The 12,078-nt window shown below is 64.8% G+C and carries 12 protein-coding genes; 5 read left to right on the forward strand and 7 right to left on the reverse strand.

Translation table 11 applies throughout. The annotated features are described in order from the left end of the window. Nucleotide 1: 1 nt before the first annotated feature. Genes V9L17_RS17395 through V9L17_RS17405 form a run of 3 tightly spaced genes read right to left on the reverse strand, consistent with a single transcriptional unit; the run spans nucleotide 2 to nucleotide 3,131 of the window. Nucleotides 2-1,012, reverse strand: coding sequence for a Bug family tripartite tricarboxylate transporter substrate binding protein (locus tag V9L17_RS17395; protein WP_337352286.1), 1,011 nt, complete (start codon nucleotides 1,010-1,012; stop codon nucleotides 2-4). After that, nucleotides 1,009-2,532 carry a tripartite tricarboxylate transporter permease gene (locus V9L17_RS17400; RefSeq protein WP_337348832.1) on the reverse strand — a complete coding sequence of 508 codons (1,524 nt, stop codon included), beginning with the start codon at nucleotides 2,530-2,532 and terminating at the stop codon, nucleotides 1,009-1,011. Before V9L17_RS17400 ends, V9L17_RS17395 begins: the two co-directional genes overlap by 4 nt. A 2-nt stretch (nucleotides 2,533-2,534) precedes the next feature. After that, nucleotides 2,535-3,131 carry a tripartite tricarboxylate transporter TctB family protein gene (locus V9L17_RS17405; RefSeq protein ID WP_337348833.1) on the reverse strand — a complete coding sequence of 199 codons (597 nt, stop codon included), beginning with the start codon at nucleotides 3,129-3,131 and terminating at the stop codon, nucleotides 2,535-2,537. A gap of 153 nt (nucleotides 3,132-3,284) precedes the next feature. Here V9L17_RS17405 and V9L17_RS17410 point away from each other — a divergent pair, with 153 nt between their 5' ends. Together V9L17_RS17410 and V9L17_RS17415 are read left to right on the forward strand one after the other, a co-directional pair. Then, entirely contained in the window at nucleotides 3,285-4,127 is an 843-nt protein-coding gene (locus V9L17_RS17410; protein ID WP_337352287.1) for a MurR/RpiR family transcriptional regulator, read from the forward strand. Beyond that, nucleotides 4,124-5,320, forward strand: a complete 1,197-nt coding sequence (locus V9L17_RS17415) for an MFS transporter (protein WP_337352288.1) — start codon at nucleotides 4,124-4,126, stop codon at nucleotides 5,318-5,320. The genes V9L17_RS17410 and V9L17_RS17415 overlap by 4 nt, the downstream gene beginning before the upstream one ends. Before the next feature lie 62 nt (nucleotides 5,321-5,382). Here V9L17_RS17415 and V9L17_RS17420 read toward each other — a convergent pair whose 3' ends face one another. Further along, nucleotides 5,383-6,126 carry a GAF and ANTAR domain-containing protein gene (locus V9L17_RS17420; protein ID WP_337348882.1) on the reverse strand — a complete coding sequence of 248 codons (744 nt, stop codon included), beginning with the start codon at nucleotides 6,124-6,126 and terminating at the stop codon, nucleotides 5,383-5,385. A gap of 551 nt (nucleotides 6,127-6,677) precedes the next feature. Here V9L17_RS17420 and V9L17_RS17425 point away from each other — a divergent pair. The 3 genes from V9L17_RS17425 (at nucleotide 6,678) to V9L17_RS17435 (ending at nucleotide 10,211) form a co-directional block, all read left to right on the forward strand. Beyond that, nucleotides 6,678-7,256 (forward strand): adenylate kinase, encoded by a 579-nt coding sequence (locus V9L17_RS17425; protein WP_337352289.1) that lies wholly within the window; start codon nucleotides 6,678-6,680, stop codon nucleotides 7,254-7,256. Between the two features lie 15 nt (nucleotides 7,257-7,271). Further along, nucleotides 7,272-8,144, forward strand: a complete 873-nt coding sequence (locus tag V9L17_RS17430) for an NAD-dependent epimerase/dehydratase family protein (RefSeq protein ID WP_337352290.1) — start codon at nucleotides 7,272-7,274, stop codon at nucleotides 8,142-8,144. Between the two features lie 243 nt (nucleotides 8,145-8,387). Beyond that, entirely contained in the window at nucleotides 8,388-10,211 is a 1,824-nt protein-coding gene (locus V9L17_RS17435) for a S8 family serine peptidase (RefSeq protein ID WP_337352291.1), read from the forward strand. Nucleotides 10,212-10,305: 94 nt separating this feature from the next. Here V9L17_RS17435 and V9L17_RS17440 read toward each other — a convergent pair whose 3' ends face one another. Genes V9L17_RS17440 through mmsB form a run of 3 tightly spaced genes read right to left on the reverse strand, consistent with a single transcriptional unit; the run spans nucleotide 10,306 to nucleotide 12,075 of the window. Next, nucleotides 10,306-10,503, reverse strand: a complete 198-nt coding sequence (locus tag V9L17_RS17440; protein ID WP_337348839.1) for a hypothetical protein — start codon at nucleotides 10,501-10,503, stop codon at nucleotides 10,306-10,308. 14 nt (nucleotides 10,504-10,517) lie between these two features. After that, complete coding sequence (locus tag V9L17_RS17445) at nucleotides 10,518-10,727, reverse strand: hypothetical protein (protein ID WP_337348840.1); 210 nt, start codon at nucleotides 10,725-10,727, stop codon at nucleotides 10,518-10,520. A 37-nt stretch (nucleotides 10,728-10,764) separates the two neighbouring features. After that, complete coding sequence (mmsB, locus tag V9L17_RS17450; protein ID WP_337348841.1) at nucleotides 10,765-12,075, reverse strand: multiple monosaccharide ABC transporter permease; 1,311 nt, start codon at nucleotides 12,073-12,075, stop codon at nucleotides 10,765-10,767. Nucleotides 12,076-12,078: the final 3 nt, after the last annotated feature.

A 12,078-nucleotide genomic window follows, 5' to 3' on the forward strand; every position in this document is an offset into this window, starting at 1 on the left:
GCTACTGCTGCTTGAGGAGTTCGTCGATGACAGGCTTGATCAGGGTTTCGCGTTCTTCCCACATCTTGCTGACCTCGGCTGCCGGAACCCACGTAGGCTGCGTGGCCGCACCCTTGAGCTTTTCCTGCACGGCGGGAGTCTCGGCCGCGGTCTTCAGTGAGGCCTCGAGCTTCGCCACAACTTCCTTGGGGGTCTTGGACGGGACTGACAGGGCGAAGTTGCTGGCCATTGGCTTGACGTCGTAGCCGGCGCTCTTCATGGTGGGGACTTCCGGGACGAAGGGGCTTGGGTTGTCCTCGATCACGGTCAGGAGCTTGATGTCGCCGGACTTGTACTGGCCGAAGAAGCTGGACACGCCGCCCAGCGCGAAGTCCACCTCGCCCGAGACAATGGCTGCCACCTTGTCCGCACCGCTGTTGTAATGCACGATGTTGAAGTCCAGGCCCAGCTGGTCTTCCAGGAGGCGCAGGTTGATGTGGTCGTCACCGGCGCGTGAGTCGGTGCCCACGGTGATCTTCCCGGGCTCCGCCTTGACGGCGTCGAACAGTTCCTTGAGGGTCTTGTACTTGCTGTCCTTGTTCACGCCGATCACTACCGAGTTGGTGGCGAAGGAGCCGATCGGGGTGAAGCTGCTGCGGTCGAAGGCTGCCTTCTTGCTGGGATCCAGGTAGCGGCCCAGGATGGACGGGATGTTGGTGTTTCCGAAAGTCAGGCCGTCCGCCTTGGACTGGGCGACGTAGTTCAGGCCTACCACCTGGCTGCCGCCTTCCTTGTTGACCACTTTGATGGTGGCGCCCAGGTCCTCCTGCATGGCCGGTGCAACGATGCGGGCCAGGATGTCGTTGCCGGCGCCGGCTGCGGAGGGGACGATCCACTCGATAGTGGAGCCTGCCTTGGGGAAGTCCGCGGCGGCAGTGGTGGTGCTGCTGCCGGCCTGGCCGCCGCAGCCTGTGAGGGCCAGGGCAACTGATGCAGCGAGGGCGGTGGTGGTCAGTGCGGTCATTTTTTTCATTTCGCAAGCTCCTTTGGTGCGATGGGGGTGGGGGTCTTTTTCTTCAGCATTGAAGCAATGAGGGGGCGGACTGCGCCGAACAGGATGGCCAGGACAATCACGCCGATCAACGTGAGGCTGATGGGGCCTTGCAGGAATACGTTGTAGTCGCCGCGGGAGAGCGCCAGGGACCGCTGAAAATTCTCTTCCAGCAGAGGGCCCAGGATGAGTCCCAAAACCAGCGGGGTGAGCGGCACCTTGACCAGCTGGAAAATGTAGCCGAGGATGCCGGCGCCCAGCATGATCAGGATGTCGAACGCGCTGCCGTTGATGGAGTAGGTGCCCAGGAACATAAACGCCAGGATGGCGGCCATGAGGTAATGGAACGGAACCTTCAGCACAGCGATCCAGACCCGGGCCAGCGGGACGTTCAGGACCAGCAGGATCAGGTTGCCCACGATCAGGCTGGCGATGATGGCCCACGCAACGTCGGGGTTGTCACGGAACAGCAGGGGTCCGGGGATGAGGCCGTTCATGGTGAACGCGCCGGCCATGATGGCCACGGTGGCGGAGGTGGGGATGCCCAGGGTGAACAACGGGATCATGGACGAGACGGCCAGGGCATTGTTCGCCGCCTCCGGTCCGGCGATGCCTTCCACTGCGCCCTTGCCGAATTCCTTGCTGCGCTTGGAGATCCGCTTTTCGGCGGCGTAGGAGGCCAGCGACGTTGCGGCGCCGGGGGAGCCCGGCAGGAGGCCCATGAAGAAGCCGATCACTGATCCGCGTAGCGACGGAAAGGCTGAGCGCTGCAGGTCCGTGCGGGTGGGCAGGAGCCTGGCGACCTTGAGCGGAGAAGGGACCCCCAATGGGCCCTTCTGGGCCTGGCCCAGGACTTCGCTGAGGCCAAAGACGCCCATCACGATCGCTACTAGTCCGAGGCCGTCGAACAGTTCCGGCATGTCGAAGGTGAAGCGGGCAATGCCGACGCCGGAATCCACTCCCACGGTGGCGATCGCCAGGCCGGCTGCCGCGCTGAGCAGGGCCTTGGCCGGGTTGTTGCCGGCGAAGCTGGTGATCAGGGCGAAACCGAGGAGGGACACCAGGAACAGTTCGGGGGCACCGAATTCCAGGGCGAGCCTGCTGAAGGGTGCCACCACCACGAAGCCGATGACGCCGATCAGGCCGCCCACGAACGAGGCGAGCGCCGCGATCACCAGCGCCGGGCCGCCGCGTCCCCTTTTGGCCATCTGGTAGCCGTCGAGCGTGGTGGCGATGGAGGATGCCTCACCGGGAATCCTGAGCAGGACCGCCGTCGTGGTTCCGCCGTACGCTGCGCCGTAGAGGATGGCGGCCAGCATGATGATGGCGGAGGTGGCATCCAGGCCGAAGGTTACCGGGATAAGGAGTGACACGGCGGCAGCCGGGCCGAAGCCGGGGAGCACACCCACCAGCATGCCCAGGACACAACCGAGCAGCGCGAAGAGGAGGTGTTCGGGCGTAAATACGGTAGCCAGGCCACCGAGGAGCTGATCGAATCCCATGGCTACAGCCCCAGTCCTGCGAGGAAGTCGATGCTGGCGGTCGGCAGGGCCGTTCCCAGCCAGACCTCAAAGACCAGGCGTGAAGCCAACGCGGAGCCAACGGCCACCAGGGCGGCCATCCAGAGTTTGCGCTTGCTGACGAAGAAGAGGATGGTTCCAAGCATCAGCGTCATGACGATGGTGTAACCCAGCAAGGGGAGGAGCAGGGCGGCCAGGAGGATTGCTCCTGAGATGATCCCCACCCGGGCCCACCCTTGGCGGTCCGGGAAATCCGGGGCGTCAGGCTCGTCGCTGTTGTCGTCATCGAGCAGGGAAACCAGTGCCGATTCTGACTCGTGGTGCGGCGGCAGCGATTCGACGGTGTCGCCCGTGACGTGTGCCGGCGCCGAAGTCCGGCGGGCGGCCACGAGCTGGAAGGCCCACAGGACTCCGGCCAAAGCCATTAGCGTCCCAGCCACCGTGGGGAAGAATCCGGCCCCCACACCGGAGGTGTTCGTCAGCCCGTAGCCGGCGCCCACCACTGCCATGGTCAGGCCCCCGCCAACAGCCGCTGCGGCCACCGTCCATTCAAGCGCAACTGGTGCGTTGAGGGTTTGCATCTTCGTTGTCCGCCTCTCTGCGGCAAAGTGGAGAAAATAGGGAAAGCAGGATGGGTCAAAACCTCACTTGCAATCTTGCACAGGATTGCATGTTCGTGAGAGAGTGTCAAGCATCACAGTTATTCCGTAGAGGAATCTCAAAGGAGAGCCAGAGTGAGTTTCAAAGCAGTAGTGGCCAGCAGTACGGTCAGGCTCAGTGCCTCCGAAGAGCGCGTCATGAACGTCCTCATGGGGGACGACATGTCCGGAATTCCAGCGGCCGAAGTTGCGGACCGGGCCAAGACCCACGAATCAACGGTGGTGCGGCTGGCAAAGAAGCTGGGCTACCGCGGCTATCCGGACCTGCGCAATGACCTGCGCAAGGACGAAACCGAGATCCATGACCACCACGGTGGAATCATGCGCGGGGACACAGGCTACGACCTGGCCGCTTTCGTCGCCGATGAAATCGTCGCGCTGAAGCGGCTGCCGCATTTTGTTTCACAGGACGATTTGGACGCCGCCGCCAGGACGCTGCATGGATCACGGACGATTTACCTGTTCTCAAGGGACGACGAAAAGCCCACGCGTGACCTGATGGCACGCCGCCTGCGGCGGTTGGGCCTGACGACAGTATCGCTGGGGACAACACCGAAAGACCTGGCCGAGCGCTTCGTCAGCTTCGATGAAAACAGCACCCTCATTGGTTTTGCGCTGCGCGAGGCGCCACGCCAGCTTGCCGCACTGGTGACCGAGGCAGCCCGGAGGGGAGGCAAGAGCATCCTGATCTCTGATGTGCCGGGCTACCGCTTCCGCCCCAGCCCCGACCATCTCATCACCGCCAGGCGCGGTGACGACGGCGAGTACCGGACCCAGCTGATTCCCGTTCTCCTGGCCTATGCCCTGCAGCTGGCGATCTTCCACTTGGACCCGGCCCGGTACCGGGCAGCCAGGGACAGCATCGAGGATCTGACCCGCCTCTTGGGCGGGGCGGACGAAATTCCGCTGCGGGCGTGAACCCCGGCTGGCGGACAGCACTCAGCGCGCAGGCAGTCCTCGCCCAGGCTGCCTGGGTGGGTATCCGGCTCATCATCGGCTATCGGGCGCTTGCTGAAGGTGCCGACCCCGTTTTCCTGGGCGTCCTGGCTTCGAGCTTTGCGCTGCCCGCTCTGCTGACCGCCCTGCCTGCAGGGCGCCTGGCTGACAGGTTCGGGGGCACCGCCATGGCCTTTATCGGACTGCTGACGGCCGCTGCCGGGACCCTGACCATGCTGGCGGTCAGGGGGCTTCCCATCCTGCTGGCGGCCAGTGCCCTCATCGGCCTGGGTCATCTCATGGTGATGGTGGGCCAGCAGGCATTTGTGGCACACGTCAGCAGTGAAGGATCCACTGACAGCGCGTTCGGCACGCTGACCGCCGCCGCTTCGATCGGCCAGCTCATCGGCCCGCCCGCCGTCACGCTCGTGGCTTCGCTGGGCATCCGGGACGGGGCCGCGCCGGACACTACGCTGGGGCTCCTGGTGTGCCTCGGATTCAGCGCCCTGGCCACACCCGCCTACTTCTTCCTGCGGCGGACGGACGCCGGGCTGCGCAAGGGCCGGCGTAAAACAGCGGCTGAACCCGTCAGCGTGGCAGGGGTCCTGAAGGCTCCAGGACTGTGGCGCTCGCTGGTGGTCAGCGGGGCGGTGCTGGTGACGGTGGACCTGATGTACGCATTCGTCCCGGTCTGGGCCACCGAACAAAACGTCAGTGCCGCCGTCGTGGGTATGCTTCTGGCGCTCCGGGCCGCCGTCTCGGTCGCGAGCAGGGTGGGCCTCACCCGCCTGATCGCGCGCTTCGGACGCAAGGCGATGCTGATCGCCTCCATTGGTGCGGCGGTCCTCTCACTCGCCGCCCTGCCGCTGGTGGGCCCTTTGGGCGCCATAGCCGTGATGATCGGGCTGGGGCTCGGGCTCGGCATCCCGCAGCCGCTCACCATGGCTTGGGTGGTGTCACTGACCGCATCATCGAGCCACGGCGCAGTCCTGGGACTGAGGATGACCGTCAACCGGCTGGCGCAGATCACGCTGCCCATCGCCGTCGGCTCCTTTGCGGCGCCCCTTGGCGTGCTGGGGATTTTCTGGGCCAATGCCGCGCTGCTCCTGGGAGCCATCGCGGTGGTGGCAGGATCCGACGCCGGGAAGCCGCCTGGGGCGGATACCGTCACCTGACGCAGGGCGCCTGCGGCACCAACCGCCGGAACGCCCGACGTCGGCCTGCCGCCGTTGGTGGGTTACCCGTCGTAGTGGGTGCGCGCCGGTCCCTGCCCCAAGGAGTTGACCACGGCCGCCGCCACATCGTGAAGCTTGGAATTGCGGGTGCTGGAGGCAGTCTTCAGGATTTCGAAGGCGTCCAGCTGGCTGCAGCGGTTCTGCGCCATGATGATTCCCACGGCCATGTCGATGACAGTGCGGGATTCCAGCGTTGCCCTCAGGTTCTTTGCCGTCTCGCTGTAGTGGGCGAACCGCACGGCGAGCCGGAGGGCAAGGGACGTCTGGCTGACGAAGTTCGCCGCGAATTCAAGGACACGGCCGTCGAACCGGTGGGGCCGCCGTGAATACAGCTGCAGGGCGGCTTTCGTTTCACCCTCCAGTTCGAACGGCAAGGAGAGCACGGAGCGGACCCCCTGGCCCAGGACAGCTGCGGCGTAATCCGGCCAGCGGTCATCCTCGGTCACATCAGGAATGTGTATGGTTGCCTGCTCAAGGGACGCGGCCATGCCAGGGCTGTCGCTGAACTGGTACTCGATCTGGCCGATGGCCTGGGCCTCCGGCCCGCTGCTGGCAACCGTGGCAGTCTTGCGCTCGCGCAGCAGGGTGATGGTGCAGAAGACCTCGTCGTCAAGGTCCGAGAGGCCGCGTACGGACACGCGGGCGAGCTCGTTGAGGAAGTCCTCAACATCGGAGCTGTTGAGGACGAGTTCATGGAGGTGCTCGGTGATGGATGTATCGGATTTTGCTGTTGACTCGCTGGCCACGATTCTTGGTGCCATTCGCTCAGGTCAAAACGAGCCGGCAACGTTCCGCCAACCCTCAAGGGGACCTGGCGGTAAGGGTCGCTGGATCGACGAACTTTCCAACGGCCTGCTGCTAAACCGATATCCAGAAGTATATACACGCTCCGGCCCCTGAAAACGTCACATTGGGCCTGCGCACCGCCCTGGTAGGCAGTCCTTGGGTATGTGCCCGAATGTGACCCCGCAAGCCAGGCTCAGGCTTGTTGGCTTGAAGTTACAAGGAATTTGTGAGGTCCCACGGACCTGGGGCGTCCGCTGAAATAATCCTGCGGTTTGCGAGTAATACTGAGTACTCGGCCTGTAGTCCAAGCAGCGGCCGCCGGTGTCACCTCAAACGTTGCGGGTTGTCTTCCGGCCTGGTGCTAGGCTCCCCTCAACGCAAAGCCAGGCCCCGGATCGCCTACCGGAGGCTGGCATTGTGTTGCCTCTTATGGGCAGAATGAAGCACGCGTTGGCGTTGCCGGCGACGGACCCGAAACCAGCGGCGATGGCGCCGCGGAGGGACGTAGAACATGACCAGACTGCTCATCATCGGTCCGCCCGGCTCCGGCAAAGGCACCCAGGCCGTGCACATCGCGCGGCATTTCAAGATCCCTGCCGTCTCAACCGGCGAGATCTTCCGTGACAATGCCAGCCGGGAAACACCGCTGGGCAAGGAAGCCTCCAAATACCTGGACGACGGACTCTTTGTTCCCGACCACCTGACCAACGCCCTGGTCAAGGACCGCTTGCTGGCAGCCGACGTGCAGGATGGTTTCCTGCTGGACGGCTACCCCCGGACGGCGCCGCAGGTCACGGAGCTGGACAACATGCTGGCGGCCCGGGACCAGCGCGTGGACGCAGTCATCGAACTCCGGGCGCCCGACTCCGAACTGGAACAGCGGATGCTCAAGCGCGCCCAGGACCAGGGCCGCAAGGACGACACGGTGGATGTGTTCCGCCGAAGGCTGGATCTGTACCATCGCGAAACGCATGAGGTAGTGTCCGTTTACGCAGGCCGGGGGCTGGTTGTCTCCGTTGACGGCAGCGGAAGCCCGGACGAAATCACCGAAGCGGCCATCGCCGCCGTCGAGAAATTCCTCGCGACCTAGGATAGGAAGATCCCCATGAGAATTGCAGTGACCGGCGGTAGCGGGAAGTTGGGGCGGCATGTTGTCCGCAGGCTCACAGCGGACGGGCACCAGGTGCTGAACCTGGACCGTGCCGGGGACCGGAGCCCGGGGCTGGCCATTGTGGACCTGCGTGACTATGGCCAGGTCCTGGATGTGCTGCTGGGACTGGATGACAGGCACACCGGTTTTGACGCCGTCGTCCATCTCGGTGCCATCCCCGCGCCGGGCATCCTGCCGGACGCTGCGACGTTCGAGAACAACATGCTCTCCACCTACAACGTCTTCCAGGCGGCCCGCCGGGCGGGCATCAAGAAGGTGGTGTATGCCTCCAGTGAAACGGTGTTGGGGCTGCCGTTCGACGTCGACCCGCCCTACATCCCCGTGGACGAGGAATACCCCGCCCGCCCGGAGAGCACATATTCGTTGGTGAAGCATCTCGAAGAGCAGATGGCCATCGAACTGACGCGCTGGGACCCTGAATTGAGCATTGTGGCTTTGCGGTTCTCCAACGTGATGGATGCCGAGGACTACGAACGCTTCCCGTCGTTCGATTCCGACGCCATGCTCCGCAAGTGGAACCTGTGGGGCTACATCGATGGCCGTGATGGCGCCCAGGCCGTGGCGCGGGCGCTGGAGAACGGCACGCCTGGCTTTGAGGCCTTCATCATCGCGAACGCTGACACCGTGATGAACCGTTCCAGCGCCAGCCTCGCCGCGGAGGTGTTCCCGAATGTCGCGGTGACCAGGGAACTGGGTGAACACGAGACCCTGCTCGGCATTGGCAAAGCCAGGAGGCTGCTGGGCTTCGAACCCGAGCACAGCTGGCGGACCTACCACCCCAGCAGGACCACGCCCACGGAAGACTGAAACCGGCGGGACCCGGCCCTGGGGATTGGCCGGCGCGAGGGGCGTTTTCCTCAGGACAAACCACAGGTTTGCGCAGCTGATTAAGGCTTGGCGCAGGATCGGCGAAGTTCCGGGCAACGGCATGCCGCGGGCTCCTATTCTGGTGGTGGGCGGGGCTTCCCCGCCCGCCAATACCAAGCCCCAGCGCCCCGCAAGGACCCCAAAATTCCACTTTCACGCCTGCTCCGGCCCGCCGCCACAGCGATGCTTGTTTCCGCCGTCGCACTGACCGTCCCCGGCCTTCCCGCCGCAGCCGTTGCACCCGCCGCCCACGAGGCCAGCGTCCGCTACATCGTCCGCTACGCCGCAGACGCCGACGTCGCCGCCGAGACTGCGGCCATCCGTTCCCAGGGCCTCGGGGTGGGCCGAACGTTTTCGCACGCGGTGCGCGGCGCCGTCGTGACAGCAACCCCCGGTCAGGTCGAGGCACTGTCCCGCTCAGGGCGCGTCGTTTCGGTGGAGGCGGACGCTCCGGTCACCCTTTCCGAAACGCAGCAGCCTGCGCCCTGGGGGCTGGACCGGGTGGACCAGCGGGCCCTGCCCCTGTCGGGCTCCTACAACTGGACCTCGGCGGGCGCCGGGGTCAGCGCCTATGTGGTGGACACCGGCGTGCTCGCATCGCATAACGAGTTCGCTGGCCGCATCACGGCGGGCTGGACGGCCGTGGCCGACGGCCGCGGCTCCACGGACTGCAACGGCCACGGAACGCACGTGGCCGGAACAGTGGCAGGGACCACTTACGGTGTGGCAAAGTCCGCGACTGTGGTCCCCGTCAGGGTCCTGGATTGCAACGGTTCCGGGTACAACTCCGATGTGGTTGCCGGCCTGGACTGGATTGCAGGCAACCACACTGCCGGCACGCCGGCCGTGGTCAACATGAGCCTCGGCGGTGCCGCCAGCTCGGCCGTGGACGCGGCGCTCCAAAGCGTCATTAACGACGGCGTTGCCGCCTTCGTGGCCGCCGGTAACTCCGCCGTTGATGCCTGCGGCACTTCACCCGCCCGTGTCCCCGCCGCCGTCACCATCGCCGCCAGCGATTCCGCCGACCGGCAAGCCAGCTTCTCGAACTACGGATCCTGCGTCGATCTCTACGCGCCCGGGGTGGGCATCACCTCAGCGTCCTACACCTCCACCAACGCATCCGCCTCGATGTCCGGCACTTCCATGGCAGCGCCCCACGCTGCGGGAGCGGGGGCGGTACTGCTCGCCCAGAATCCGGCACTCACTCCGGCGCAGGTTGCGGCGACGCTGGCCTCCAACTCGACTGCCGGCGTCGTGATCGGGACCGGCGCCGGCACGCCAAACCGCCTGCTGTACTCAGCCGGCACAGCGCCCGCTCCGACCCCCTCACCTGCGCCGGCCCCCGTGGTTACTACCCCGGCGGCTCCTGCCCCAACAGTCACGGCCAAATCACCCGCTGCAAGTTCGACGGCGGTGGCTCCGGGCAGCAATGTCACTGCCACCTTCAGCGGCGCTGTCCAGGGCGTGGGCAGCGGAACTTTCATCCTCAAGAACGCCGCGGGTTCCCTTATCCCAGCCACGATCACCTACAACGCCACGACGATGACTGCCACCCTTGACCCGGTGTCGAACCTGGCGGCAGACTCAAAGTTCACGGCGACGCTGGTGGGCGGAACCACCGCCATCCGTGACGCCGCCGGCACCCCGCTGGCCACCACCGGCTGGACTTTCACCACCGGGCCGGCGCCCACCGTTACCGGATTCACCCCCGGCAGCAACGCCATCCTGGTCCGGCGCTCCAACAACGTTTCCGTGACGTTCAGCGAAGCCGTTCAAGGCGTCACCACGTCCACCTTCACGGTGAAGAATGCCACTACCGGCGCGGTCGTTGCCGCTACGGTCTTCCGCAACGGCAGCACCAACCAGTGGATCCTTGATCCGCAAGCGGCCCTCGCCGCCAAGACCAAATACACGGTGACAGTCTCCGGCGGGGAAGCAGCCATCCGCGACCTTGCCGGGAACCAGTTGGGCACCAAAACCTGGCAGTTCACCACAGGTTCCTTCTGACTGGTTTTCCAACACAAAGAAGGGAGACCGACGGCGGCACGCGCGTGCCGCCGTCGGCCTCCCTTCGTTGATCTCCCGGGCACTCCGAAGCACCTTAACGAATCGGCAGGACCTCGTAGCCGTCCGTCTTTGCCACCATCTGCCGGCCGTGGTTGCCGTTGAACTTCAGCCACATGACAGACGAGTCGGCTGCAACGGCCTCAACTTCGCCGGTACGGACCACGCGCCCCCCAGAGCGCAGTTCCACCCAGCTGCCCACGAGCTGATGCCAGTCTTCGGTTGCTTCGTCCACAGTCCCGGCAGCCCTCAGGAAATCAGTTCGCGGGTCATTCCGAAAGGAACCTGGTCTGACAGTGCTGCGGTGTAGCGGCCAGGGGCGACCCGGGTCACCAGGATGCCGTGCGTGCCTGTCAGGAGGGCGGCTTCCTGAAGGCGCCTGACGGCAGCCTCAAGTTCTTCGTCCAGAAGATGCCGGCTGGCGACATCTATCTCAATGCGGTCCATGGGGGTAGACAAAGCGGCTCCTTGTGAAGTGTTGGGGTAGGTTTCCTGGTTATTTAGGCTTCGCTGCGGAAACGGGGACGGGGCGATCCTTTGCCTGGTCCTTCGTTCCCGCGGGTGCCTGGGATTCCGACGTCGCCGGCGGGGAAGTCCTGAGCTTGAAGCGCTTCCCGATGGTGCTGCCCCCGCCACCGCTGCGGTTCTTGTTGAAGATGTCGAAGCCGACAGCCAGTAGGAGGACCAGGCCCTTGATGAGTTGCTGGTAGTCAGTGCCAAGGCCCAGGATGGACATGCCGTTGTTCAGCACGCCCATGATCAGGCCACCGATCATGGCGCCGGCCACCGTGCCGATGCCGCCCTGGACAGCGGCGCCGCCGATGAATGCAGCAGCGATGGAGTCGAGTTCGAAGCCGGTGCCGCCGGCTGGCTGTGCCGAGTTGAGCCTCGCCGTGAACACCAGCCCTGCCAGGGCCGCCAAGACGCCCATGTTAACGAAGAGCCGGAAGGTGACGGCCTTGGTCTTGACACCGGACAGCTCCGCAGCATGCAGGTTGCCGCCGATCGCGTAGGTGTGGCGGCCAAAGACGCTGTTGTTCATGAGCGCCGTGTAAACGATCACCAGGACGGCCAGCACGATCAGGACGATCGGGGTGCCACGGTAGCTCGCGAGGAGGAACGTGATGATCAGCATGAGCAGGGCCACGAACGTGGTCTTGGTGGCGAACCAGGCCATGGGTTCGTTTTCGAGGTCGAACTTCTTGCGGATACGGCGCTCCTTGAGTGCCTGGATGAGCAGCGCAACAGTGGCTCCCACACCCAGGATGACAGTCAGCCATTCCAGCACGGATGTTCCCCCGGAGATGTCCGGGAGGAATCCTCCGCCCAGGGCACGGAGTTCGGCCGGGAACGGGGTGATCTGCTGGTTCTTCAGCGTGATCAGGGTCAGGCCGCGGAAGATCAGCATGCCTGCCAGCGTGACGATGAACGCGGGAATGCCCACATAGGCGATCCAGTATCCCTGCCAGGCGCCGACAAGCGCTCCCACCAGGAGGCAGGCGGGGATAGCCAGCCACCAGGCCCACCCCCAATGGACCATCATGACGCCGGCGACGGCACCGATAAAGCCGGCGATTGATCCCACCGAGAGGTCGATGTGGCCGGCGATAATCACCATCACCATGCCGATGGCAAGGATGAGGATGTAGCTGTTCTGGACCACCAGGTTGGTAACGTTCTGGGGCTCCAGGAGGATGCCGTTGGTCAATACCTGGAACAGCAGGACGATCAGGATCAGGGCAACGAAGATGCCAACCTGCCGGAGGCGGCTTGTCAGGAAGCCGAGGGATTCTCGTAGGGCGGACATGGT

This window comes from Pseudarthrobacter sp. CCNWLW207 (assembly GCF_037203945.1).
GTDB lineage: Bacteria > Actinomycetota > Actinomycetes > Actinomycetales > Micrococcaceae > Arthrobacter.